Genomic DNA, 25,323 nt, shown 5'->3' with positions numbered 1-25,323 from the left:
ATTTTCAGCAGTTTTCCACCTGCCCTTGAGGTTAATTTCTGCTACTATTTTCCAGAAAAATTGTGAACAAGCGCCTTAACCGAGTGGCAATCGGATCTCGAATTCTGTGCCCATCCTTGGTTGTGAATCTTCTATCTCCCTGGAATTAGCTAGCAACTGTGCCGCTGCTGGTGCCTCGCATCCGCTAGCCGCACTATAGATTCTGTCTTGCCGGGGATACGAATCTGCGATTCCTATTCCTACGGCGGAAGCTACGGGCACCGACAACGCTTCAACTACGGAACCATTATGGGAGGCGGTGCTAGGAGGAGGATACGCCAAAGGCGAGCAATCCTCTGGACATACACTACGCGATCGCACCGATAAATGACCCCCGTGTTTCTCAGTAACAATTTGATAACTAATTGCCAATCCCAATCCTGTTCCCTTGCCCACCGGCTTTGTAGTAAAGAACGTCTCAAAAATCCGATCCTGAATTTCTGGTGGAATTCCCGGCCCATTATCCGCAATCCGGATTACAACCCATTCAGAATCTTGGATTTCTAAAACTTCCGTCGTAATCTCTATCTGGGGTTGCCAATCCGACCCGTCAGTGACTCGATCTTTGAGTGCATCAATCGCATTACTAATGATATTCATAAATACTTGACTCAGTTGACCTGAGTAGCAATTCACCAGTGGTAAATCGCCATATTTTTTAATTAATTGAATCCCCTGCTTGATGGGATTATTTAAAATTAATAAGGTACTTTCAATACATTCGTGTAAGTCAGCAGGCTGTCTCTTGGTTTCATCCATATGAGAAAAGTTTCGCAGACTGCCAACGATTTTTGTTAATCGTTCCGCACTCAGCTTCATACTTCCTATCAACTTAGGCAAATCTTCTAGAAGAAAATCATATTCAATTTCCTCTTTCAATTCTTCGATTGTATTCAAAGTTTCAGCTTTTTCATAAGCTGCCAATAAACCGATTAAATTTTTGTAATAAGTTTCTACAAAACCAAAATTACCATTAATGCAGTTAATCGGATTTCTAATCTCATGGGCAACCTCAGCAACCGTCCGTCCCAAACTCGCCATTTTTTCGGTTTGCAACATCTGAGCTTTCGTTTGCTCGTTGAGCAACTCGGTTGTGAGTTCATGAATTTTTGACTGCGCCACCAATAATTGATGTACATCTAGTAATCGGTAAATTCCTGGCGCTAACTCTACCACAATCGGTTCATAGAGTAACTCAGGAGGCCGTTGCAAAGACTGCTTTGCCGCCGCTACAATTAACGTATCGCCAGAAAGTTTCAAAACATGGGTACTGGCGAATTGATATAAAGATTGTAAGGGTCGTTTTAAAAATAACTCTAGTCCATAAGGACGGCTCATTTGTTCTAAAAATCGTCGCCGCGAAATCATTCCTGCAAACTGATTTTCTATCGTTAAAATGACTCCTGGTAGCAGCGCATTTCCTTCAAATTCTTTGTTAACTTCCTGCCCCAGACCAGAGGCTTCTATCTGAAAATCGTATAGGGGAAGCTCTTGAAGGGTTGACTCTAAATTGAGGTTCTTTATCTGGGACAGAGGGAGAACTGATAATTCCGACGGAGATTCTTGCCAAGCCATCATAAATTACCTCAATCAGTTCTTATTCGCTGTATAGGGAGATGCAAAATTTACTTTATCCCCACATTCTACTGATTTAAGTTATAAATTTTACAGCTAAAACCTTATTTTAACTTTAAATATGATTTAAAGATTTGATTAACCTTTGGTTAAAAAATGACGGCTCAAGAGTTTTTTTAATTGTTATAAAAATACAATAATTTACACTTTTTACTAAACTAAAACAACTCTATATATTTATCTAAAGCGGAATAATTTGTATTCAAGAAGTTGCAGATGGCTCAAAAACGGATGAGCGATCGCGCGGTACGCAAAGCAGATGGCCTTCAGCCTTATCTCGTCCTGTCTGTTTTGCTTGATAAAGCTTTTCGTCCGCCGCTGCAATCAGCATTGCAGGTAAAAAATTTGAGCTAGGAAAGATCGTGGCAACGCCTAAACTCAGGGTGATGCACTCGCTTACTTCTGAGCAAACATGGGCAATCTTCAAGGCTTTCACAGTCAATCTGATGCGTTCTGCGACCTGAAGGGCACCCTCTAGCGATGTGTGCGGCAAAATCACGGCAAATTCTTCGCCCCCATAGCGTGCCACTAAATCTTCCGGTCGCTGCACCGCTTGCTGGATGGCACCCGCTACCTGTCGCAAAGTGTCATCACCCGCTTGATGACCGTAGGTATCGTTGTACTTTTTGAAGAAATCAACATCGCACAAGATCAGCGATAATGCTGAATTACTCGCCTGCATCTGGTGCCAACAGGAATCGAGATAGCTATCAAAACGGTGTCGGTTAGCAACCCCAGTCAAACCATCAGAAGTGGCAAGGCGCAGCAATTGTTGGTTTGCTGCTTCCAGATGAGTATAAAGTTGAGTGAGCAGTTCAGTGGCTAATTCGTGAATTTGCGACTGAGCAATCAGTAATTCATGTACATCTAATAATCGATAAACTTGCGGCGCGACCTCCACCACAATCGGTTCATAAAGTAACTCAGCCGCTCGTTGCAAAGAGTGACGCGCCGCCGCCACAATTAACGTATCGCCGTTCAGAATCAAAGTTTCCGTTTCGGCAGAACGATATAAACATTCAATGGGACGTTTGGAAAAGAGTTCCAATCCGTAGGGACGGCTCATGTATTCCAAAAATCGCCGCCGCGAAATCATCCCCGCGAATTGACCCTGCTTCATCAAGATGACGCCTGGGAGTAGCGGATTGGCTTTAAGAGTCTGAGTTACTTCCCAACCAAGTTGATGATATTCAATCTGACAATCGTGAAGCGATAGCGATCGCAGCGTGGACTCTAAACACAAGTCTTGCTGGCTTCGATTGGATGACAAAGGAAGTGATAAAAATGCGTTCAGCACAGGGTACCCCGCTGCATGAAAACGCAGCAATGGAAGCTTGAGTATACTTCAAGCTTAGGATAGCATTTTCACTAGCAATCGTCCGTGTTACAAACTACAAAGGTTCGGTAAACTCCGTAAATTTACGGTAAAGCAACCGATAGATAAGGGAGAAAGCGAGCAACTTTTGGTAATCGGGTTCGTCCACTAGCACATTCATCAGCCCTAGTGATGAGTAGTAATAACCGCTAAAATGTCTTGGCAACCTCATAAAGCTAAAAAAGGCTTCTCACGATCCAAAGCATGAATCAACTGCACAACGCTTTCACCTTGTTTTTGAGTTTGCTGGTAGAGGCAATGCCTTTCTTACTACTGGGGGTATTGCTCTCCGGTTTGCTCCTGTTGTGGATTGATGAGGGCAAGCTGATTTCTGCCATGCCGAAAAACCCCATTTTGGGGGCATTTGTAGGCAGTTGTGCGGGCTTTTTGTTTCCGGTGTGTGAGTGCGGCAACGTGCCGGTGGCGCGACGGTTGCTGATGCAGGGAGTGCCTGCACCTGTGGCAGTTGGGTTTTTGCTCGCGGCACCGACCATTAATCCGATCGTCATCTGGTCAACCTGGGTAGCGTTTCGAGATCAGCCAGAAATTGTCGTGTTGCGGGTGGTATTTTCTTTATCGATCGCGACAATTATTGCCTCGGTTTTCAGCGTTCAATCTAATCTGAAGCCGTTACTGCAACCCGCGATCGCTTGCGCCATACCTCAGATGCAAACTCAAGGGGCACGGGAAGACGATACTCCCACCTTGTTAAAATCCGGCACGTTTTGGCTGGGACAACCGCAACCGATAATGAGCGCCGTTGGCGTCTCCGGCGGTGGGATGATGGGTCAATCGATTACGTCAAAACCCCTGCCTTTCAAGCTGCGGATGTTCCTTGATAATACAGTGCAAGAGCTGCGGGAATTGGGAGGCGTGTTAATTTTGGGAAGCGCGATCGCAGCGGCGATTCAGGTACTCGCTCCCCGCGAACTGATCCTCAGCTTGGGTCAGGGACCAATCACCTCCATCCTTGCGATGATGGGATTAGCGGCTCTCGTGTCCATATGTTCAACGGTCGATTCCTTTTTTGCCCTTTCCTTTGCCACAACATTTACCAGCGGCTCCTTGTTAGCCTTTCTGGTATTTGGCCCCATGATTGACCTCAAAGGCATCGGTTTGATGTTATCCATTTTCAAACCCAGAGCTGTGTTTTACCTATTTGGTCTTGCAGCTCAGCTGACTTTTATAATGACTCTCCTGTATACGTACTTTTTCTAAGATGAGTGGTGAGTTGCAATTGGCTCAGGGAAAACAGATTCCTAGAACGATTCACAATCAACCCGTCTTAAATTAGCGATTCGTACCCTTACCAATGACCAATCAACCAAAAATTATTTCTCAAAAATTTATAATTCCCGGCTTGGATGTCCTAGCACTAACGGCTTGGGGAGCCTTGCTCCTGAAATATTGGTTCACGGGTCAGTTATACCTGCTGATTCACAAAGATTACTTTAAATATGTTGTTGTCACTGCCATCTGCTTGTTAATTATGGCGGCATTGAGCGCCATGCAACTGATTGGGAAAATATTAAATAACCGGAAGGAAAAGCGGTCGGTGGCAGTTCTTCAGCACATCACCCTATTTCCTCCTGGTTGGAGCAGTGTATTGTTACTGTTGACGGCAATCGCTGGTTTATTGGTTGCCCCCCGCGCCTTTAACTCAAGCACAGCGCTCGATCGGGGAATTACCGATTCTTTGACCTTGACACGAGTGCAACCCCAATCATTTCGCTCTTCAACAAGACCGGAAGAGCGATCGCTCATGGACTGGGTGCGGACGCTCAACTTCAATCCAGAACCCGATACCTACACGGGTCAAAAAGTTAAAGTAAAGGGATTTGTTGTCCATCCACCAAAACTCTCTGAGCAATATCTGTTAATTTCGCAATTTGTGATTACCTGCTGTGCCGCAGATGCTTATCCCGTGGGACTGCCAGTGAAACTCACTGAAAACCGGACAGCTTATGCCCCTGATACTTGGTTAGAAGTTGAAGGTGAGATGATCACTGAAACTCTAGAAAACAAACGCCAACTCACCATCAAGGCAAACTCCCTCAAAAAAATAGAAGCACCGAAGAACCCGTATGATTATTAGACGATTTTAGATTTTAGATTGGCGAGGACGAAGGCAGTGATAAATCGAAAATCAAAAATCGAAAATCGAAAATGGGGGCAACCTGTTGACCGTCTAGCGCTAGCGCTAATGCTGGTGCTAAGCGTGGTGATTGGGCTAGTCGTGTGGGGTGGCGATGCCTGCGGCACGAACTGTTTTTTAGTCACCGGGCCTCGCGTGCGGGATTTCAACTGGCAGGGAGAAAAAATAGGTGTTGAAGATACTTCCTTTATCCTCACCTTTAGCCGCCCGATGGAACACAGCAGCGTGGAAGCAAATCTGCGAATCGCTCCACCTTTGGGGGGTAAATTCAGTTGGGCGGGGCGGAAGATGTCTTATACCCTCACTTCCCCAGCATCCTATGACACTGACTATAAAGTGGAATTACAGGGGGCGCGAGAGCGCTTGGGGACTCAAGGAAAAACAGGAAGGGCAATTCAGCCGTTTACGAGTCAGTTTCGCACCCGCGATCGCGCTTTTATCTACCTGGGCGTTGAGAAAGAAGAACAGGGACAGTTAATCCTCTACAACCTCACCCAAAACAAAAAAACCGTTCTGACGCCTAAAGACCTCGTGGTGATGGACTTTAAGGTGTATCCAGATGGCGACAAGGTTTTGTTTTCTGCCACCGACGCAACGAATAACCAACCCGGTGTATTGGCACAACAACTGTACACCGTCAGTACCGGACTCCATTACAAAACCAAAGGAAAATCTGAAAAAGATCTCGATCCCCCAGGTAGAATGAATCTGGTTTTAGATAATAAAAATTACCAGAATCTCAAATTTGACTTAGCGGCGGATGGGCAAACGATTGTTGTTCAGCGGGTGAACAGCCAAAATCCAGCCGAATTTGGCTTGTGGGTAGTCCGACCGAATGCACCGCCGCAACCGCTGAATAACCAACCGGGCGGGGATTTTTTGATTGCGCCGGATAGTGCCTCGGTGGCAAGCGCTCAGGGAGAGGGCATCGCGATTCTGCCGCTGACACCAGGAGCCAAACCGCTAGATTTTCTGCCCAAGTTTGGGATGGCGCTGGATTTTGCCAGAGATGGCTCGGCAGCAGCGATGGTGAAATTTAATACAGATTACACGCGATCGCTCTTTTTAGTCACCAACCAAGGCGCACAGAAAGAACTGCTGCGAACAAATGGCTCAATCCTCAACTGTCAGTTTGCTCCTTATAAGGAAACGCTCTACTGCCTGCTGACTCAGTTACTGCCAGGAGAAGAGTACCAAGAACAGCCTTACATTGCGGAAATTGACCTCCAGACAGAGAAAGGGACTCTGGATGCAAAGGCGATCGAGCCGCTGTTGCTCCTGCCCACCCAGCGGGATATTCAGATGAGTCTGGCACCGGATGGGTTAGCGCTGCTGTTTGACCAAGTTGTGACCAACGAGACGGCAACCGCGGCAGACAGTTTGAGAACCAGTGAAGGACAAGCGATCGCGACCAGTCGCCTTTGGCTGCTTCCCCTGAGCCAGCCAGAAGCTGCACAACCCCAAGCCCAGCTCCAACCAGAGGCGCTGCCTTTCGCTGGATTTCATCCGCGCTGGGTACCATAAAAGAGCCAAGTTTTACTCATTTAAAAGGCAAAATAAAGAAGGAAATCCCTAAAAATTTTGCCTTTTAAATTTTTTATTTTTAAAATTTAATAATTTTTATCCTTCAAGGGTGTGCAAATACATAACTTCCTCGATCGGTACCGACAAGGAGAACGCGATTTTTCCTATGTAGACCTCAGTGGAGCCAGCCTCGGTGGGGTCAATCTCCGCGATATAAACTTAACCGGAGCGAACTTGAGCGGTGCCAACCTCAGCTGGGCTTCTCTGAACCAATCCAAGCTGATTGGTGCTTGTCTGCGCCAAGCCGATATGCGGAGTGTCAACCTCACAGGTGCCAATCTTAACCAGGCAATTTTGAGTCGCGCTCGGATGGTGAAAGTGGACTTGCGTTTAGCCACTCTCCAAGACGCCGACCTCAACTGGGCGGTGCTTCAAGAAGCCGACTTGAGCGGTGCTGACTTGCGTAGGGCGAAGCTGGATCAAATCAATCTCGAAAATGCCAAACTCAACGGCACTCAGTTAATCGAAGCCGAGTTGATGGAGGCAAATCTCCGTCGCGCTAGCTTGGTTGGCGCAAACCTCAGCAGTGCAAATCTTCGGGAAGCGCATCTAGAAGCTGCGAATTTACGAGATGCAATTTTAGTCGGCACCAACTTGACGGAAGCCGACCTCAGTTCAGCCTACTTGCGGGCGGCAAATTTGACTGAGGCAGACTTGCATCGGTCAATTCTCATCGGTGCCGATTTGAGCGAGGCGATTCTCAATAGTGCTGACTTGAGTCGGGTAAATTTAACGGGAGCGTATTTACTCAAAGCCAGTTTGCGAAAAGCTTATTTACTGCGAGCGATCTTGCAGGATGTGTATTTGTTACGTGCCGACTTGAGCGAGGCAAATTTACGCGGGGCGGATCTGCGGAAAGCTGATTTGAGCGGGGCATACCTGGGCGACTGCACGATGTCCGAGGCAAATTTGGGCGACGCCTATCTTCTAGAAAGTCATCTGATTCGCACCAATCTGGACCAAGCGCAACTGACCGGCTGTTGCATCAGCAACTGGCATCTTGAGGATGTCGATCTTTCTAAGGTGGAGTGCCGTTATGTTTTTACCCGGTTTAATTACGCGACTAAAAAACCGACTGAGCGCTTTCCAATCGGTCGGGATTTTGAGCCGGGGGAATTTGGCAAGGACGATAGCACCGGGGACGCGGAGGGTGCGGAGGGTGCCACTACCATAGAAGTTTTTTTGAAAGAAGCTCCGAATTGGGAAGCGCTAGTGTTTACTTTGGCTCAGGTGCAACTCGATTCTCCTGACTTGCAACTCAGTATTAAGTCTTACCAACCCCAGGAGGAGCAGTATCTGCTAAAACTGGCGTCGAGTCATTTTGTGAATGCGAAAACTCTGTCTCAACGAGTTTTGCAGATCTACCCGGAGATGCTCCAGTTGGTGGAGTCTAAGCGACAAGCGATCTTGGATCTGCTGGAAATCAAGGTTCGCCCAGAAAATCCACCTGTAACGCTGAAGGTACCGCCACCGCCACCGCCACCGTTACTTCCGTCGCCTCCACCCGATTATCGGCTGCGGATTTATCAAGAGGTGGTGAAACAGATCCAACTGATTATCCTCTCCCAAGCGCCAGAGCAGTTGGTCGAAAGCGTGCAGCGGTTGTTGAATTTCCTGAAGAACGAGGGGATCTCGACCGAAGAAATCCAAAAGACAATGATTAGTCAGGCGCTGGTAAAGCGAGCAAAGCAAGACCAGACGTTCCAAAAGCAGTTGTTGCAGTGGGAGAAGACGGCGGATGAAACGGCGCGTTTTTCGATGGTGGGGGAGTCGTTACGGCTAGCGATCGCGCTCATTTGGCCCCATCTTCCGCAAAAATAGAGTTGTCTATGTAGATGAGACAGCTCTAGCCCCACCCGCGTTCAACCTGGTACGCTCAAGGGAGGCGCTGGTAACACTGTGTATGCGATCGCTGAATAAAAATTCCCACAACCATCTCTTCATCAAGGTAATTCCCTATTTATTATTCTTGGGGATTTTGGGGATAACGCTGCTTTCTTTGCTTAGCTTAGTTGGCTGGAATATCTTTTTAGAACAGCTTTCTCACTTTAAACTGCAATATCTCATTGTAGGGTTAGTGTTATTTGCCTTACTCTTACTGACTCGCAAAAAACTCTTAATCTTGATTAGCCTATTTTGTATTTCTCTACTTTTGGCAGAGATACTCCCTTGGTATATTTCTCTATCGCCAAAACCGGGGAATAATATTGAATCTATCCGAATTTTAAGCTCAAATCTGAATACGCAAAATAAAAGCTATTCAAAAATATTGTCTGTCGTTAGAAAAGAAAAACCAGAAATTGCTGTCTTTTTAGAAGTTAACGACGCTTGGATAAAACAATTAGATTCTGTTCTTGATATTCTTCCCTACTCCATTAAAAAACCTAATCCTTATAATCTAGGTATCGCCGTTTATAGCAAGCAGCCTCTCACCAACGCTTCTATCAATCTTTTTGGGACAGATAAAAATAATAGTATTGTTGGCAACTTTACGATGAACGGACAATTGATTTCCCTGATTGCCACTCATCCGCTACCGCCCGTCAAACCTACCTTCTTTCATTCTCGGAATCAGCAGCTAGACAAAATCAGCCAATATATACAAGAATTGAAAAACCCAGTTGTAATGGTTGGGGATTTAAATATAACTATGTGGTCTCCTTATTACAAAAGATTTATCAATAAAACTGGGCTGCATAATGCCCAGAAAGGATTTGGGATTCTACCGAGTTGGCCTATGAAAGCTTCTTATTCTCAAACTCTCCCACCTTTCTCTTTTGCGTTATCCATTCCTATCGATCATTGTTTAATCAGTCCAGAAATTAAAGTCAAGAATATTCGCACTGGGCCGAATGTTGGTTCAGACCACCGACCTTTAATTGCAGACTTGGTAATTCCAGAAAAGAAATGAACCACTCCAGGCGCAAACAACACAAAAGGTAGAAATGAGGGCAAGATAGGTAAACTGAGAGCGCAAGTAATGCAATACGTCCCCTTAGTGGTGTTCGCTCCTTAGAAATCCCTTCCCTAGCCCCTTAAAAGGGAGGAAATTTGCCCCTTTTGTTAATCAGGGTTTGGGGATCGAGCCTTAACCGAAAAAGATTGGGAAACGATCGCTAGAAAAAGGGAAAATGTTTGCCAATAGACTCGGCAGCAGATTATCCTAAAGAACGCAATTTATGAGTTTCGGGTGGTTAAGAACCATTGTTTGACAATATTAATGTTTCTACGGGTAGCAGAGGCAGTGACGGCAAAACCGCCGGTCATCAGTTTGATGGTTGGTCGCTAGAAGAGCGAAATCCCGATGTGATTAAAGCTTGGATGCCGGTATGGGAATGGTTCTACCGCCACTATTTTCGGGTTCAAACGGATGGCTGGCATCATATGCCCCCCGAAGGGAAGGTGCTGGTTGTCGGTTCCCATAATGGAGGTTTGGCTTCGCCCGATACTTCGATGTTTTTGTATGACTGGTTCCGCCGGTTTGGCTACGAACGCTTAGCTTATGGACTCATGCATCCGTCTGCTTGGAAAACTCCTATCTTCGCGGTGCCAGCTGCCCAGGTAGGGGCGCTGATCGCGCATCCGAAAGTAGCGATCGCTGCCCTCCAGCGGGATGCTGCGGTACTCGTCTATCCTGGCGGGGCTGAAGATATGTTTCGTCCTTACAACCAGCGTTATCAAATTCATCTAGCAGGGCGTAAGGGATTTATCAAACTGGCACTGCGGGAAGAAGCGCCAATTGTACCGATTATTTCTCATGGTGCCCACGAGACGCTGATTGTTCTAGCAGATTTCTACCAGCAAGTGCGACAACTGCATGAATGGGGCTTTCCCTGGAAGTTAGATGCTGAAACGGGTGTATTTCCACTTTATTTAGGGTTGCCTTGGGGAGTGGCAATTGGCCCGATCCCGAATTTTCCGCTGCCAGTGCAAATTCATACTCGTGTCCTTGCCCCGATTGTGTTTGAACGCTATGGTCGTGCAGCAGCTAGCGATCGCGCTTATGTGAATGCTTGCTATGAAAAAGTTTGTACCCAGATGCAACTTGCACTAGACCGTTTAGTTCGAGAAGTTAGCGCGAGGCAATCATCCGCACCCTAAAAAGGCACAGGAACTAAACCAACTGCGAAGAAGCCAGAGAAAAGAATACAAGAGGGCGATCGGACCGGGGATCTTCCCCTCCCAACTCACTTTTTCACCTAGTAGCGGTGAATTAATGAAGGCGAAGCACGCTTGAGAGTAACGTTGCTTCGCTATCCCGCGACTAATTATCTATATTGATTCATCCTCGGTATCGTGATAGAGATGAGGACTTGAGGGTGCCAAAGCTCAAGTGAATCTAGGGAGAAGCAATCGAGATGAAAACAAAGGGGTTGAGATGAGCATAGAGAGTTATCCACCACCAGTAAACCAGCTGCTCACCTATGGCAATTGCGCCGAGATGGACTTTGACAATTGGCCTGACTATCTGGAACTCGGTATTGCCCCCACGGACATTCCTAACTTGATCCGCATGGCAACAGACAACGAGTTATACCGGGATGATGAAGACACGCTCGAATCCTGGGCGCCCATTCATGCCTGGAGAGCATTGGGCCAACTCCGCGCTGAGGCTGGCATTGAGCCGCTCATGGGCTTGTTTGAGAAAGAGGAAAGCAACTATTGGGAATGGATTGCCGAAGAACTGCCATTAGTCTATAGCATGATCGGGCAAGCCGCGATTCCGGCTCTGGCGGCTTATCTAGCGGATACCTCTCAGGCGATATTCCCCCGCACAACGGCCCTTAACTGTCTGGAAGACATTGCAATCGATCATCCTGAGGCTCGTCCTGAGTGTGTTGCGATTCTCACCCATCAACTGGAATCGTTTGCAGAAAACGGCTCAGAATTGAATAGCTTTCTCATAGGTTCCCTGGTCGATCTGAAGGCGGTAGAGTCCGCGCCGCTGATAGAGCGTGTCTTTGCTGCTGATACCGTGGATCGTTTCTTGGTAGGAGACTGGGATGATGTGCAGGTGGGATTGGGCTTGAAGTCGCCTGAAGAATTACCGAAGAAAGAATTTAACCAGAGCTTTCAAAGAAAGGGGGTCAGCGATCCTGGCTTCACGGGTTCATCAATTTCTCAGGAAGCAAAAGGCTTTCGCCCTGGCAAGAGCGATCCCAAAGCCAAGTCTAAAAAAAAGATGTCCAAGGAGTCACGCAAGAAAAACCAGAAAAAGCGGAAGTAATTTAATCGGGGTTAGCGATTGTTGAGGTGCGAACTGACAAGTCAGCGCTAGGCGAACGCCTTGCTTTGAAGACACGCGATCGCCTCTGACTCAGCTGGGATCAACGATATATTTTTGCTCCAGCGATACGTTGTGCGATCGCACATCAGTTGCCTCTGTCTCTGATTCGGTATCAGCGATTGCCTGCACAGACTCTATAAACTGGCTATCCAGCAAAAAAACTCCTCTGGCAAAGCGGACGCTCCAATATCCCCCTGGACGCCGGTCAACAACGACCCCCTCTTCCCCAAGCTGAATCACATCAGGAGGACGCAGCATCGGCATCGGTTCCGCTGTTTTAACGTAAGGCGGCAACGTTACCACACGGACTCGCTCACCAATTACAAATTCTTTAGACATCAGTTTTTAGGTAATGAAGTAGTTGGGTGTCAGTAGTCATTAGTTCTAAGTTCTTTGCGAGTGACACCAATGACTAATAACAACTGACTAATGACTACTTATCAAATATTCAAGGCGCTTGCCAAATCTTTTGGTGATATTGCTCTACATTTCTGTATGGATCTTCAGCAGGGTGAGCATGATCGTGACCATGCCCGTGCCCATGCCCATGCCCATGCCCATGTCCATGCCCATGATGAGAATGATCGTGGGCGGGAGTGTGCCCCTTACTGTTGCTATTGGCTGCTATCCTGAATTTGCACATTTCGCAATTCATTTGCACTTGCCCCAACTGTGTCTCAATTTCTCGTTCTCTTAATACAGACAACAACTGAGGGTGAATGCCCATTTCTGGTAGGCAAGTCATGGAAATATCCGGGTATTGCTCCTGTTGTTGCGCCGTGATGTCGAAAATCTTTTTAACTAAGACGCCGGTAAATAGGAAGTACGGTAGGACGATAATGCGTTTAGGCTCGTAGAGTCTAGCACGGCGGAACCCTTCTTCTAGGCGAGGATGGGTAATGCCGATAAAGCAAGTTTCAACGGTGGCGTAGCCGCTACCTTCCCACAGAATCCGGGCAAGCTTATAAACATCGCTGTTCGCATCAGGATCGCTGGAACCCCGACCGACAAAGAGCAGAACCGTTTCTGAGCGATTGTACTGGGGTTGGTCTAATTCCGAAAGACGCGATCGCCACAAATCCAAAATCCCTGGCGTAATCCCAAAATGACGCCCATAGTAAAACTTCACCTGGGGATGTCTAACCCTTGCCCGGTCTAACTCATTCGTAACATCAAACTTATTGTGTCGAGCTGCAAATAGCAAAATCGGCAATACAGAGAGTTCCGTGTAACCCTCTTCTACACAGCGATCCACCCCCTCCTGTATCGTGGGGGTAGTGAGTTCTAGAAAACAAGGTAAAACAGGACGCGACGGGTCTAACGCTTGATACGCATCGGCAAAATCTAGAAGACTCTGCCGTCCATCCTCATCTTTGGTGCCATGACCAACCATCAACAACGGACGACGCAAAGGTAGCGGCGGCAATTGAATCGACTGGGGAGTAGGGGATTGCAGTCCCATCAGATCGGTTGAATTTATACTAGGCATCAATTTGATTGCTCCTTTCCCGTGCAAGGCAGGAAGTTAGACTGTATGAAGGTAGTACTAAGTAGGCATTCTGGCTTCCGAGAGTCACCTCGTTTACAGCTGCCGCACAGCCCCGGATTTGCACCGGCGTTTCCCCACGTTGTTACCCTTTACGTGTGCCTTGATATCTTAGCCGATCCGGTCGCAGCTCAAAATCCAGGGGGAGGGGGTATTCCCAAGACTCTCCAGATGCCAGTTTTTGATGCCCCATCAAAACTGAAGGAAAATTTTCCCCACTTTATCGAGTATCATTCGCAAGTTTGGCGATCGATCGAGCAACTCTAGAATTGATTGACCGTTTGTGGCTTTTTTACAAAAGCGGGATGCTCCCGTTTTTTGTAGCTTATAGAACCTTATCAATCCAAACCATTGCTGACTGTATAAAGCTAACCCCATACATAGAAGTCTGATAAAAAATACAAATTATCCATTACAAAATACCGCCCTGAGTGCGACGACGTACAGCCAGTGCTAACCCGGCAAAAACTAAGGAAGTCATGCTTGAAGGCTCAGGTGTAGATACGGGTGCAACGTTTAATTTTACTCGACGCCCTGTTTGCATCGAGAGTGAAATATTTGCCAAGGTTGATGAAGAATACACTTGCCAGCGGTTCAACTCTCTAGGCGGTGCAGTAAATTGCACTAACATTTCCCAATTGCTGTCAAGCGAACCAATGGCTAAACCATCAGTGCAACAAGCTCCCCAACCCTGATTTGAAATAAAGAGGGTGCCAGTGGAATTTGCAGTTGCCTCACCTAAATCGTCAACAATTTTTAATTCCGCCGTATCTCCCAACAAGTTAAAGCTCATTTTAGCTGCTCCACCTGTTAGATTACCCGGCTTAGAATGAACGATGAACAGTGACAGCCCATCAATAGCATCTACAAAAAAAAGGTGAGATTGCTTAGCCGTTAAACTCAGGGCTGGGTTATTAAAAGATGAACTATAACCTTTGCTATACTGGTAGTGATTTGCTGCTGTTTTATTTGTACTGAAAGCTTCAACAAACCCCAAAATATTACTATCAAAGTCACCCAAGCCTGGTTTAGATTCTTGGGACACCTTAAGCATCGTGGCAGCTTCGGAGCGCTGGGCAAAGAATGGAACAAACAGCGCGATCGCTACCAACATCAAAAGCTTTTTCATAACTTGTTATTTTGTAGATGCTTTGCTCACTAAAACCAGAATACGTTTATTTAAATAAAGTTATAATAAAGTCAAATTAATAAAATTGTGAATTTAATAACTTTTACATCTTTATTTCAGAGAAAATACGAATTGACTTTAAAAAAAATATCGGTTCTTCGGAAACGCTTCCTCCTAGACGGAACCACCCCATTTAATTTTTCTTTATTTTCCACAGCGAACCCTCTTCTGTTACCTTCGCAAGGACAGAAGAGGGTTTGCCAATTGATATGCTTTCTAAATGAGCTGAATTAAGGTTTAGAAAACCGGAAGTTTTACCTTTAATTGCCGCTGAAGTGGCACGTTAATGAAATCCTGCGGAAGAGGATGTCCCTCCTAATATCCGAGAGTATCCGCTCCCCCTAAGGAAGTTTAAAAAGCAGGGTGGTTTCATACAACCCTTAGAAAATATCGAGGCATTGCGACATTTTGTAGGGGCATGGCAATCAAAAAGCCCCTACCGCCAACCAAAATCAACGTTACAGAATTTTCTTTTAATAAATGAAACCACCCTGCCTTAGGGAAGCTTAAAGAGGAAGGAACCGAACCACTCAAAGTCCCCTTTTTAAGGGGTATCATCAGTGGGTAAGCGTGTCACAAGAATTTTCACACCTCGGCTAAGCTGCCTTTACCCGATTAACCTAGCCGCCTGAATGATTGAATAATTGTAGAGCTTCTTCTTTTAGAAGCCCTTTGGTCACTTTTATTTTCTTAGACCCTTTCCTAAGAATTTCTTCGCTAGATAAGTCAATCTGGGGAACACCAGCCTCAATTAAGTCTTGAATGGAAGCTCCAAATATCATTTCAGATATCCCTGCCCATATACAAGCTGTTGTACACATTGGGCACGGTTCGCAAGTTGTGTACAAGGTATAACCTTCTAAAGAAGGATTTTTTATTTCTTTTGTTAAACACCGAATTGCGTTGATTTCTGCATGGGCAGTTGGGTCATTATCCGTTTCGACAGTATTGTGCGCTTTAATAATTACTTGATTGTCTTTAACAATTACTGCACCGTAAGGAGCATCTCCTAGCTTTGCTTCTTCTAGGGCTATCTTCATGAATTTCTCTGTTTTCATCTAACTTATGCGACCAAAAAATAATTTTCGGGATGAGACTTATTTTATCCTATTTTAATGTAAGCCTATAAATTCTCATACTTAAATCAACTAAATAAAATGCTAAAAAACAATTGCTTAATTTTTGAACATTAGCAATCTATATCAACCACAGGAAAGTATTCCGTCCATCAGAATATGTTCTACTTCCTTCAAGAAAGCCTGCAACAACGCCGCGCTTAGTTGTTGCGGGTCAGTACGAGTAATTCGCGATACCAAAATTTTATCGAGTAGTTTCGTGACCCTAGTATTAAGCTTGAACGGCTAGAGCTAGCATCACGCTCCTACAACTCTTTAATTAATCGGGAATTATTTTGATTTCCTTCCCCGTGATGTTACCCTAAGCGACAAGATGAACGTCTTCGTTCGATAGAGTGATGCCTATCACCCTGTTATTTATTAATGTCTTGCTTCTGGAAACTCTACTATGCGCTTGACTTCGCTCGATGTGTTTCGAGGTATTGCCATTGCGGGAATGATTTTAGTTAATCAGGCGGGAGTTGCCGACCAAGTATATCCTTTCCTGGAACACGCAGAATGGCACGGCTGCACCTTGGCAGACTTGGTATTTCCCTTCTTTCTATTTATTGTCGGCGGGGCAATGACCTTTTCCCTTTCCAAATACGCGGAAGGGAACCGCCCTACTGCCGATGTTTATAGACAAATTTTACGTCGAGCGGCGATTCTTTTTATTCTTGGTTTACTGCTGAACGGCTTCTGGAATTATGACTTCAGCTCCATCCGCATCATGGGTGTCTTGCAGCGGATTAGCCTTGCCTACCTGGTGGCTGCTCTAATCGTTCTTAACGTGCCACGCAAAGGACAGTGGGTACTAGCAGCACTGCTACTCATTGGGTACTGGATAGCGATGTCTTTGATCCCGGTTCCCGATTATGGAGCTGGTGTCTTAACGAGGGAAGGGAATTTTGGCGCTTATATTGACCGCCTGATTATTGGCACAGCGCATCTGTATAAGGGAGATAATTTCAACTCAATGGGAGATCCTGAAGGTCTTTTCAGCACTCTTCCAGCAGTTGTCACCGTCCTCACCGGCTACTTTACGGTTGACTGGATACGCACCCAACCAGTACAGTCACGCACCAGTATCGGCTTGGTCTTGTTTGGCATTGCTTGCCTAGTCGCTGGATGGGCGTGGGGGTTAACGTTTCCCATCAACAAGAAACTGTGGACGAGTTCTTTTGTGCTTTTCACAACTGGTTGGGCGTTGCTGTTGCTGGCAGCTTGTTATGAATTGATGGAAGTGCGGAAGTTCCGCCGCTGGGGGAAGCCGTTTGAAGTTATGGGGTTAAACGCTATCTTCGCGTTCGTCGCCTCAGTTGTGCTGATTAAAATCCTGGCTAAAACCCACGTTGGAACCGGCGAAACCGCCCCAACTACTTATAACTGGATCTATGAGAATGCCTTTGTGTCTTGGGCGGGAGCGATGAACGCCTCTTTATTGTTCGCCATCGTGACATTGTTGTTCTGGTGGGCGATTCTGTACGCAATGTATCGCCAAAAGTGGTTTTTGAAAATCTGAGACATCACTTTCTCATGACTCCAGAAATGACCGGGATCACTTAGTTTTTAAGGTGTTGTCACAATTTTTTCTAGCTTGCATCACTGGGGATGGTTCGGAAAAAGCTGAGAGTAGAGATATCAAATTCTTGATCTGACCATGACAGCTGAGTTTTTTCCGACCCAAGTGACTATCGAGGATCTAGTTGCTCAGATATTCGTCTCCCGCCGGATTACTCCTGTGAACCAGTACCAGCTGCAAACTGTCCTGCTCACTAAAGATTGGCTGGATGAAGAAGAACAAACCATGCTCAATCGGCTATTTTATGGTGTCCGTCATGGTTTGCTGAAACTAGGGGAATAAGTGAATCGCTACTCAATAGGGTGGTAATAACCTACGGAATCCATGCAAGATCACCACAAGCATGAAGAACAGATTCCTCAGGAAAAGATTAGGCACAGGCAGAAACAATGCTCGTTGTTCTACACCTCGCTCAGACACCTCAGTTAATCTCCTTCCCAATACTTCCATCCAATTAATATTTCTCGGCATTTTCCAAAGACCATCAAGCCACACGGAGGGAATGCCGATTTTGCCTACAGATGCCCCGATAATTCCGCCTAAGATTGCTGCTGTGGTATCTGTGTCCCCGCCGCAACGAATGATTTCTAGGATGGCGGTTCGATAATCTTGCTGATATCTCAACCAGACATAAATCACCACCGGCACTGTGTGATAAATATAGCCAGTGACGCCTGTGCCCAGCCCCATGTGGGCGGCAAAGGATTCTGTACTTTCTTGGGCATCTGCACTGTCGCAAGCTTTTTTAATTAGCTGCAAGAATTCACCAGACTCTGCTCCTAGGATCTTTTCAAGAGTGCGATAGTAATCTTGGGGCAAAACATACGATTGGTGACTGGATAGATGGGATGCGATCGCTACTGCCAAAGCCCCATATTCCGCTTTTGGATCGGTATGGGTGATGTGGGTGGATATTCTGACGAACTCGCGTAATTTTTGGATGTCATCCCCATAACAGACGCCAATAATGGCGCTTCTCATCGCGGGGCCATTTCCAGCAGAGAAAACACCAGCGCGATTGGGGGAAAATCCCAGCCATAGCCTCAAAATCGCTTTTAAGGTAGCATATCCGATACCTGCTGGCAGACCCAGTAACCAGAAGCGCAATTTCCAAGCCAGTTGTTTCGCAAATATCTGGACATCCCCACCCGCAACGATTAAAGCTTGGGCAACCATGCAGGTGTGTTCCGTATCATCGGAGACCATGCCTTTACCAAAGAAGAAATGGTGCCTGTTTATTTGAGGATAAAGGCGATGTTGTCGTTGTTTAGATAAGCCTTCGTAAGGGAGTCCGATGGCGTCACCTACAGCAGTTCCAAGTATACAGCCAATGATTGCATCTGCTTTTTGAAGGGGCATGGGATTAACGAACCGCCAAGGACGCAGAGGACGCACAGAGAGTTAGGAAGAGAGAACGATGCGGCGGATGCCGTCTTTGAGGAGGGAGACGTTAAAGTTGATGAGCAGGGCAAGGGGATAGTTGGTCATTTTAAGGTAGGAGAGGACTTGGGCTTGGTGAATAGGATCTAGGTTTTGAACAGCTTTCAATTCAACAATTAGGACATCACCAACCAGAAAATCTAATCTGCCTTCACCCACTTGATGACCTTTATAGGTCACAGCTAGCGTTTTCTGAGGTTTAGAAAATATTCCCCGCAACCGAAACTCTACCTCTAACGCCTCCTGATACACAGACTCCAAAAATCCCGGCCCCAGCACTCGATGCACCTCCATCGCCGCACCTATCACAGCATACGCAAGTTTATCCACCTCCTCACTTGGCTCTCTTCTCTTGGCGTCCTTGGCGTCTTGGCGGTTCGTTCTCATATACCCTTCCCTACCGTATGGCAAAATTTATGTAAAGCCGTCTTCATTTATTCTTCCCAGCATGACCGCAACAATCCCCGCCCTCGCCAGCCAATACGACCCCACTACGACAGAAACCAAGTGGCAGAAGTTCTGGGAAGAAAACCAAGTCTTCAAAGCCGACCCCAATCATCCAGGCGTTCCTTACTGCATCGTGATTCCGCCGCCTAACGTCACGGGTAGCTTGCACATGGGACACGCCTTCGAGAGTTCCCTGATTGACACCCTCGTACGCTACCACCGGATGAAAGGACGCAACACGCTGTGGGTACCGGGAACCGACCACGCCAGTATCGCGGTGAACGCCGTACTGGAAAAACAACTGAAGGCAGAAGGAAAAACTCGCCATGAGGTGGGACGCGAGAAGTTTTTAGAACGGGCTTGGCAGTGGAAAACCGAATCTGAGGGAACCATTGTGAATCAGCTGCGGCGTTTGGGCGTCTCGGTAGATTGGACGCGGGAACGCTTCACGATGGATGAAGGCTTATCCAAAGCAGTGTTGGAAGCTTTTATCCAAATGTATGAGGAAGGACTGATTTATCGCGGCAATTACCTGGTGAACTGGTGTCCCGCGAGTCAATCTGCCGTGTCTGACTTGGAGGTGGATAATCAAGAAGTCAACGGGCATCTGTGGCACTTCCGCTATCCCCTCACCGATGGCAACGGCTATGTTGAAGTAGCCACAACTCGCCCCGAAACCATGCTGGGCGATACAGCGGTGGCGGTGAATCCCAACGATGACCGCTACAAGCATTTGATTGGGAAGATGCTGACGCTGCCAATTATGGGGCGAGAAATTCCGATTATTGGCGATGAATTGGTCGATCCGGCTTTCGGGACGGGTTGCGTGAAGGTGACACCCGCCCATGACCCCAATGACTTTGAAATGGGTCAGCGTCACTCTTTGCCGTTTATCAACATCATGAATAAGGACGGCTCCTTAAACGAAAACGCTGGAGAATTTCAGGGGCAAGACCGCTTTGTTGCCCGGAAAAATGTGGTGCAGCGACTGGAAGCAGACGGCGTTCTGGTGAAAGTAGAGGAGTATAAGCATAAGGTTCCTTATAGCGATCGCGGGAAAGTCCCGGTCGAACCCCTCCTCTCAACTCAGTGGTTTGTCAAAATTCGCCCTCTCGCTGACCGGGCGCTAGGGTTTCTGGACGATCGGAATTCACCGGAGTTTGTCCCAGAACGCTGGACGAAGGTTTATCGCGACTGGCTAGTAAAACTAAAAGATTGGTGTATTTCTCGCCAACTGTGGTGGGGACATCAAATCCCAGCTTGGTATGCGGTAAGTGAAACAGGCGACGCAATTACCGACGAAACGCCGTTTGTTGTCGCCCGTACCGAGGCAGAGGCACGGGAGAAGGCATTTGCACAATTTGGAAAAAATGTCAAGCTAGAACAAGATCCAGATGTTCTCGATACCTGGTTCTCTTCTGGTTTGTGGCCTTTTTCGACGCTGGGTTGGCCCGAACAGACGCCAGATTTAACAACCTATTACCCCACCACAACCCTCGTGACAGGCTTTGACATCATCTTCTTCTGGGTTGCCAGAATGACGATGATGGCGGGGCATTTTACGGGAAAAATGCCTTTCCAGGACGTTTACATCCACGGCTTAGTGCTGGATGAGAACGGCAAGAAAATGTCTAAATCTGCCAACAATGGCATCGATCCGCTATTGCTGATTGACAAATACGGCACCGATGCCCTGCGCTACACCTTAATTAAAGAAGTGGCTGGGGCGGGTCAAGATATCCGGATGGAGTACAACCGCAAGACCGATGAATCGGCTTCGGTTGAAGCTAGCCGCAATTTCACGAACAAATTGTGGAATGCTGCCCGGTTTGTGATGATGAATCTGGATGGCAAGACGCCGCAACAATTGGGGAACCCCACCCCAACCCTCCCCGTTAACGGGGAGGGGGAAACAAAAAGTACCGGGGGGGATCTCGAACTCTGCGATCGCTGGATTCTCTCCCGCTACCATCAAGTAGTGCAGCAAACCGGCGACTACATCAACAACTATGGTCTTGGTGAAGCCGCTAAGGGACTGTATGAATTCTTTTGGGGCGATTTCTGCGACTGGTACATTGAACTGGTCAAACCTCGCCTGCGCCCAGACGCCCCCGCTTCCTCGCGGTTGGTTGCTCAGCAAACTCTCGCTTATGTGCTGGAAGGAATTCTAAAATTACTCCATCCTTTCATGCCGCACATTACCGAGGAAATTTGGCATACGCTGACTCAAGCGAATGAAGGCAAAAGCTTAGCGTTGCAATCTTATCCCAAATCCGATCCAGCACTCATTAACCCGGATTTAGAGCAACAATTTGAGCTGCTGATTGGCACAATTCGGACGATTCGCAACTTACGGGCAGAAGCAGATATTAAGCCTGGGGTGAAGGTGTCAGCAATCTTGCAAACTGAAAGCGATCGCGAACAGCATATCCTCTTGGCTGGCAAGTCTTATATTCAAGACTTGGCGAAGGTGGAAGAATTAACCATTCCAGGGACAGCCGAAACACAACAACCGCCTTCATCTGCCGAAACACCCAATCAGGCGGTATCTGCCAACGAAAAAGGCAACTTTAAAATTAGCCCAATTTTCTTGCCATTTTTACTGTTGCTGCCCTTGCTCTTTTTAGTGGGCACTGGTGTAATTGCGGTGGCAACAGTGGCAAAACAAATTCTCGGAACCCGTGTCTCAGAAGCCAAACAAGTTAGTGCTACGAATCCTCCATCCACCGTCCCTCTCCCAGAACCGGCAAGTACCGTACAAGCGGATACGCCACAAGCGATCGCTGGTGTCGTGGGTACGGTGCAAGTTTCGATTCCCCTCGCTGGTGTCGTTGATGTGGATGCTCTGCGTGCCAAGTTAGAGAAAAATTTGAACAAAGTTGAAGCAGAAGCAAAAGCCCTTTCGGGACGTTTGAGCAATGCCAAATTTGTTGATAAAGCACCCGCTGATGTCGTCAAGGGAGCGCGGGATGCCCTTGCCGAAGCCGAGACACAGGCAGAAATGCTGCGCGAACGACTCGCGCAACTGTAGAAGAGACTGTAGAAGCGATCGCGTAGGGGCAAAGATATCTCGCCCCTACGAATCCCACTCTGGGTTACACACTCCTTCTTGCGGGGGAAGAAGAAAAGGGTTGTTTAAAGTAGAATACGCCCGTAAAGTTAGGGTGCCCAGTTTTATTAATTTAAAGACAAAATAGCAATGCGATATTTTGCCGAAGTGCAAAAAAATGAATCATCGGGCAGTCTGGAATTGCGAATCCTAGCTGAGCAAACCTCTGACAATATCTGGGCAGTGGTGGAGAAGGAATCTGTCGTTCCCGCCGCTGAGATTCCATCCTTAAGCGAAGGTTTGTTGGTTCTGGCAGACCTTGGCGAAAATCAGCAGATTCTAAGTATTCACGAAGCCAAAAACTGGGTTTTGGATTTAGTGCAGCAGTACCTGACAAGTAGTATTACTCCCGCTTTTTTGCAGCAGGAAGCCGAACGTGCTGAACACTGGCGGCAAGACCTTACTTTACAAAGTCAGGAATTAGCTCGCAAAAATTTGGAAATGGAAGCGCGTCGCGAACAAATTCAAACTTTAGAACAAGAACTCGAACAGAAGAAGAAGCAACTAGAAGCCTTAGAAGCAGACCTAAAAAAGAGAGGCAGTAACTAGAGGGAACGCCGCATCAGGGGACGTTTGCAACCCTTGGCAATACTTCTGGGATCTGAGATAAGAACCCTAAACCCCAAACCCCACCCCTTACAAGGAAAGGGTGGGGCAGAGGTGAGAAACGAATTACTCACGTTAAGACATTATCGTTGGCAACCCTTGGCGACGGCTTGGGGAGAAGCACGCCGGTGGTGGTTCGTTGCGGCTCCCCTAACAGCACCACAGAGCAAGCGAGATGTTGAACCAGCTGGGTCGTGATATCGCTAACTTCCAGACCGCCCGCAGTGCGGTATCGTAGCGATCGCAATACAATCAAATCAAACGAACGAGCTGTATTAAGAATCGCTTGCGCCACATTCTCATGCTTAATCACTTCAATCTCAAAGTTCGTCTCCGGTGCCCACTTCGAGGCTAAAAGAGACAGTTGCGATCGCGTCCACGCTACCTTAGCTGCCGAAGTTCTAGCATTGCAGACGTGTAACAACGTTACCTGAGCTTGATTGGAATCGGCTAGAATTTTCGCAAACCGTAACGGTTGCGTCCCTTGCCCCGTCAAGTTTTCCACCGGCACCAAAATGCGGTGAAAATTCATAGGCGAATCCAAGAGGCGTGTCACCACAACTGGACAATGGGACGCCCACAGCACGCTATCAATCACATTGCCAAACAAACGCGCCCTGAAGCCCGTCCGTTTGCCCCAGCCCATCACAATTAAACTCGCTTTTTGTTCGCGGCTAGCGCGGCTAATTCCGCGAGCAATGTCGTCATCTAGGCGCAGCAACGGCTCGGTTTTCACACCCAGTTCCCCAGCGAGTTCCGTGGCTCGCTCAAGTAGCATCTCACTGCGTTGGAACGCAGCTTCCATTTGCGGTGCGTCCATCTGAGCATTGGTTGTCGTAATCGCTAAAGGCACAATTCGTCCAGCTTCATGCCGCGCCAATAGCGCTGCCATTTCCATCAAATACTTCTCAGTTTGCGGATTGTAGACGGGTACAACTACTGTAAAAGGATGGCTTGCCGATGCCTTTTCCCCATCCAGTCGAGTTTTATCGCTCTCTAGTGGCTCAGCTTCCGTTACGGTTAATCCGGGTGCGAACTGACTGGTAATCAACGGTCCTAGCGTTGCCGTCACCAGCATTAAGACAATAACGCTGTTTAAAACCTCTTCCGTTAGTAGTCCAACCCGGTAGCCGACGAGAGTAGCAGCCAGCGTTGCCGCAACCTGGGGCAGCGACAGCGACCACATCACGAGCATCTCGCGCCAGTTGTAGCGGTAGACAAATTTAGCCAACAGAGCCGCTAAAAACTTACTACCAATCAAACCCACTACAATCGCTAGCGTCAGCCAGATAGAACTGAGCGTTTTAATAAATGCTGGGATATCAATCAGTAGCCCCATATCCACAAAGAAAATGGGGATAAACAGGACGCTTCCGACAAAAACCACCTTTTCTTTTACTTGCCCTTCCCCCACAACATCATTCACCGCCAGACCGGCAAGGAAAGCTCCGACAATTTTTTCCACACCGATTAGCTGGGCACCCAACGATGCGAGAAATAGTGCCAAGAGTACAAATAAAAATTGATTGCCTTCTTCTTGCCCAGTGCGCCGGAAAAACTCTCGACCCACCCAGTCAAAGCCAAACAAAATGACGGCAGAGTAGACAATCAAAGAACCAAAAAGGGTGAGTAGCTTCACAACCGTGAAGTCACCCCCATGAATTCCCACACAAACAGCCAATACCAGTAGAGCGCCAACATCAGTGAAGATGGTCGCTCCAATTGTCACCGTGACGGCTTCGTTCCCTACAACGCCGAGACGGCTCACAATCGGGTAAGCCAAGAGAGTATGGGAGGCAAACAGAGAGCCAATCAAAATTGAAGCGTTCCAGTCAAAGTTGAATACACGCCCCACGATTGTTCCCATAATTAGGGGCACTAAAAAGGTAAACGTGCCAAAACCGGCAGAGCGATGCTTCGTTTTGCGGAACTGTTCAATGTCAACTTCTAGCCCTGCCACAAACATCAGGTAAACTAACCCGATATCTGATAGCAGCTTCATCGTCTCTGATTCTTTCTGAAGCAGCTGCAACCCATTAGGCCCAAGAACCACTCCCGCTACCAGCAAACCAACCAGTCCTGGCAGTCGCAGCCGCTCAAAAAGGATGGGCACGGTCAAGATGACTACTAGCAAAAGAGCGAAGGGAACAATTGGTTCCTCTCGGAACACATGCAAAATCGGTTCCATAAACAGCGGCTTGGAGATGAGTTTGA

General features: G+C 47.3%; 20 protein-coding genes and 1 riboswitch. Of the genes, 11 read left to right on the top strand and 9 right to left on the bottom strand.

The window, feature by feature from the left end:
* Nucleotides 1–75 precede the first annotated feature (75 nt).
* Together NC996_RS07485 and NC996_RS07480 are read right to left on the bottom strand one after the other, a co-directional pair.
* A complete protein-coding gene (locus tag NC996_RS07485) occupies nucleotides 76–1,617 on the bottom strand; it encodes an ATP-binding protein (RefSeq protein WP_190690004.1) in 1,542 nt (513 codons plus the stop codon).
* Between the two features lie 259 nt (nucleotides 1,618–1,876).
* Nucleotides 1,877–2,971: a diguanylate cyclase gene (locus NC996_RS07480; RefSeq protein WP_190690001.1), complete on the bottom strand. Its 1,095-nt coding sequence runs from the start codon at nucleotides 2,969–2,971 to the stop codon at nucleotides 1,877–1,879.
* A 282-nt stretch (nucleotides 2,972–3,253) separates the two neighbouring features.
* On the opposite strand from NC996_RS07480, the gene NC996_RS07475 reads away from it, so the two are divergent.
* The 7 genes from NC996_RS07475 to NC996_RS07445 all read left to right on the top strand — a co-directional run bounded on the left by NC996_RS07475 (nucleotide 3,254) and on the right by NC996_RS07445 (nucleotide 12,015).
* Nucleotides 3,254–4,267: a permease gene (locus NC996_RS07475; protein ID WP_190411675.1), complete on the top strand. Its 1,014-nt coding sequence runs from the start codon at nucleotides 3,254–3,256 to the stop codon at nucleotides 4,265–4,267.
* Nucleotides 4,268–4,361: 94 nt separating this feature from the next.
* Nucleotides 4,362–5,144: a TIGR03943 family protein gene (locus tag NC996_RS07470; protein ID WP_190411676.1), complete on the top strand. Its 783-nt coding sequence runs from the start codon at nucleotides 4,362–4,364 to the stop codon at nucleotides 5,142–5,144.
* Nucleotides 5,145–5,252: 108 nt separating this feature from the next.
* Complete coding sequence (locus NC996_RS07465) at nucleotides 5,253–6,728, top strand: hypothetical protein (protein WP_242037722.1); 1,476 nt, start codon at nucleotides 5,253–5,255, stop codon at nucleotides 6,726–6,728.
* Nucleotides 6,729–6,839: 111 nt separating this feature from the next.
* Complete coding sequence (locus NC996_RS07460) at nucleotides 6,840–8,609, top strand: pentapeptide repeat-containing protein (protein WP_190411677.1); 1,770 nt, start codon at nucleotides 6,840–6,842, stop codon at nucleotides 8,607–8,609.
* Between the two features lie 178 nt (nucleotides 8,610–8,787).
* The gene (locus tag NC996_RS07455; RefSeq protein WP_339380538.1) at nucleotides 8,788–9,699 is read left to right on the top strand and encodes an endonuclease/exonuclease/phosphatase family protein; all 912 of its coding nucleotides are present in this window, start codon (nucleotides 8,788–8,790) and stop codon (nucleotides 9,697–9,699) included.
* A 305-nt stretch (nucleotides 9,700–10,004) separates the two neighbouring features.
* Nucleotides 10,005–10,889, top strand: a complete 885-nt coding sequence (locus tag NC996_RS07450; RefSeq protein ID WP_347275958.1) for a lysophospholipid acyltransferase family protein — start codon at nucleotides 10,005–10,007, stop codon at nucleotides 10,887–10,889.
* 277 nt (nucleotides 10,890–11,166) lie between these two features.
* The gene (locus tag NC996_RS07445; RefSeq protein WP_190525543.1) at nucleotides 11,167–12,015 is read left to right on the top strand and encodes a hypothetical protein; all 849 of its coding nucleotides are present in this window, start codon (nucleotides 11,167–11,169) and stop codon (nucleotides 12,013–12,015) included.
* Nucleotides 12,016–12,105: 90 nt separating this feature from the next.
* Here the strand turns inward: NC996_RS07445 and sipA are convergent, their stop codons facing one another.
* From sipA to NC996_RS07425, 4 genes are all read right to left on the bottom strand, one after another.
* Nucleotides 12,106–12,414 carry a regulatory protein SipA gene (sipA, locus tag NC996_RS07440; protein WP_190411680.1) on the bottom strand — a complete coding sequence of 103 codons (309 nt, stop codon included), beginning with the start codon at nucleotides 12,412–12,414 and terminating at the stop codon, nucleotides 12,106–12,108.
* Nucleotides 12,415–12,523: 109 nt separating this feature from the next.
* Complete coding sequence (locus NC996_RS07435) at nucleotides 12,524–13,564, bottom strand: sirohydrochlorin chelatase (RefSeq protein WP_190536777.1); 1,041 nt, start codon at nucleotides 13,562–13,564, stop codon at nucleotides 12,524–12,526.
* A gap of 42 nt (nucleotides 13,565–13,606) precedes the next feature.
* Nucleotides 13,607–13,742: riboswitch (cobalamin riboswitch) on the bottom strand.
* A gap of 291 nt (nucleotides 13,743–14,033) precedes the next feature.
* Nucleotides 14,034–14,750 (bottom strand): hypothetical protein, encoded by a 717-nt coding sequence (locus NC996_RS07430; RefSeq protein WP_190689994.1) that lies wholly within the window; start codon nucleotides 14,748–14,750, stop codon nucleotides 14,034–14,036.
* A 680-nt stretch (nucleotides 14,751–15,430) separates the two neighbouring features.
* Nucleotides 15,431–15,868, bottom strand: coding sequence for a nucleoside deaminase (locus NC996_RS07425; RefSeq protein ID WP_190689991.1), 438 nt, complete (start codon nucleotides 15,866–15,868; stop codon nucleotides 15,431–15,433).
* A gap of 466 nt (nucleotides 15,869–16,334) precedes the next feature.
* On the opposite strand from NC996_RS07425, the gene NC996_RS07420 reads away from it, so the two are divergent.
* Nucleotides 16,335–17,447 (top strand): acyltransferase family protein, encoded by a 1,113-nt coding sequence (locus tag NC996_RS07420; RefSeq protein ID WP_190689988.1) that lies wholly within the window; start codon nucleotides 16,335–16,337, stop codon nucleotides 17,445–17,447.
* A 138-nt stretch (nucleotides 17,448–17,585) separates the two neighbouring features.
* A complete protein-coding gene (locus NC996_RS07415; protein ID WP_190411686.1) occupies nucleotides 17,586–17,789 on the top strand; it encodes a hypothetical protein in 204 nt (67 codons plus the stop codon).
* Between the two features lie 12 nt (nucleotides 17,790–17,801).
* On the opposite strand, the gene NC996_RS07410 is transcribed toward NC996_RS07415, so the two are convergent.
* Nucleotides 17,802–18,866, bottom strand: coding sequence for an ADP-ribosylglycohydrolase family protein (locus NC996_RS07410; RefSeq protein ID WP_190689985.1), 1,065 nt, complete (start codon nucleotides 18,864–18,866; stop codon nucleotides 17,802–17,804).
* A gap of 42 nt (nucleotides 18,867–18,908) precedes the next feature.
* Entirely contained in the window at nucleotides 18,909–19,334 is a 426-nt protein-coding gene (locus NC996_RS07405) for a GxxExxY protein (protein WP_190411688.1), read from the bottom strand.
* Nucleotides 19,335–19,395: 61 nt separating this feature from the next.
* On the opposite strand from NC996_RS07405, the gene NC996_RS07400 reads away from it, so the two are divergent.
* Together NC996_RS07400 and NC996_RS07395 are read left to right on the top strand one after the other, a co-directional pair.
* On the top strand, nucleotides 19,396–22,425 hold the full coding sequence (locus tag NC996_RS07400) for a valine--tRNA ligase (protein WP_190689982.1): 3,030 nt from the start codon (nucleotides 19,396–19,398) through the stop codon (nucleotides 22,423–22,425).
* A gap of 168 nt (nucleotides 22,426–22,593) precedes the next feature.
* Entirely contained in the window at nucleotides 22,594–23,052 is a 459-nt protein-coding gene (locus NC996_RS07395) for a hypothetical protein (protein ID WP_190411690.1), read from the top strand.
* Between the two features lie 127 nt (nucleotides 23,053–23,179).
* Here NC996_RS07395 and NC996_RS07390 read toward each other — a convergent pair whose 3' ends face one another.
* Nucleotides 23,180–25,297: a cation:proton antiporter gene (locus NC996_RS07390; RefSeq protein ID WP_190425425.1), complete on the bottom strand. Its 2,118-nt coding sequence runs from the start codon at nucleotides 25,295–25,297 to the stop codon at nucleotides 23,180–23,182.
* Nucleotides 25,298–25,323: the final 26 nt, after the last annotated feature.

The organism is Trichocoleus sp. ST-U2 (assembly GCF_039961875.1).
In the GTDB taxonomy this organism is placed as follows: Bacteria; Cyanobacteriota; Cyanobacteriia; order Cyanobacteriales; family FACHB-T130; genus FACHB-T130.
Note: the sequence above shows the minus strand (reverse complement) of the source record. Positions and strands in the feature narration are given on the sequence as shown.

Coding starts and splice junctions, on each gene's coding strand:
- NC996_RS07470 (WP_190411676.1), top strand. CDS start 4,362: ATGACCAATCAACCAAAAATTATTTCTCAAAAATTTATAATTCCCGGC.
- NC996_RS07420 (WP_190689988.1), top strand. CDS start 16,335: ATGCGCTTGACTTCGCTCGATGTGTTTCGAGGTATTGCCATTGCGGGA.
- NC996_RS07405 (WP_190411688.1), bottom strand. CDS start 19,334: ATGAGAACGAACCGCCAAGACGCCAAGGACGCCAAGAGAAGAGAGCCA.
- NC996_RS07445 (WP_190525543.1), top strand. CDS start 11,167: ATGAGCATAGAGAGTTATCCACCACCAGTAAACCAGCTGCTCACCTAT.
- NC996_RS07430 (WP_190689994.1), bottom strand. CDS start 14,750: ATGAAAAAGCTTTTGATGTTGGTAGCGATCGCGCTGTTTGTTCCATTC.
- NC996_RS07390 (WP_190425425.1), bottom strand. CDS start 25,297: ATGGAACCGATTTTGCATGTGTTCCGAGAGGAACCAATTGTTCCCTTC.
- NC996_RS07485 (WP_190690004.1), bottom strand. CDS start 1,617: ATGATGGCTTGGCAAGAATCTCCGTCGGAATTATCAGTTCTCCCTCTG.
- NC996_RS07425 (WP_190689991.1), bottom strand. CDS start 15,868: ATGAAAACAGAGAAATTCATGAAGATAGCCCTAGAAGAAGCAAAGCTA.
- NC996_RS07395 (WP_190411690.1), top strand. CDS start 22,594: ATGCGATATTTTGCCGAAGTGCAAAAAAATGAATCATCGGGCAGTCTG.
- NC996_RS07435 (WP_190536777.1), bottom strand. CDS start 13,564: ATGCCTAGTATAAATTCAACCGATCTGATGGGACTGCAATCCCCTACT.
- sipA (WP_190411680.1), bottom strand. CDS start 12,414: ATGTCTAAAGAATTTGTAATTGGTGAGCGAGTCCGTGTGGTAACGTTG.
- NC996_RS07415 (WP_190411686.1), top strand. CDS start 17,586: ATGACAGCTGAGTTTTTTCCGACCCAAGTGACTATCGAGGATCTAGTT.
- NC996_RS07475 (WP_190411675.1), top strand. CDS start 3,254: ATGAATCAACTGCACAACGCTTTCACCTTGTTTTTGAGTTTGCTGGTA.
- NC996_RS07410 (WP_190689985.1), bottom strand. CDS start 18,866: ATGCCCCTTCAAAAAGCAGATGCAATCATTGGCTGTATACTTGGAACT.
- NC996_RS07465 (WP_242037722.1), top strand. CDS start 5,253: ATGCTGGTGCTAAGCGTGGTGATTGGGCTAGTCGTGTGGGGTGGCGAT.
- NC996_RS07400 (WP_190689982.1), top strand. CDS start 19,396: ATGACCGCAACAATCCCCGCCCTCGCCAGCCAATACGACCCCACTACG.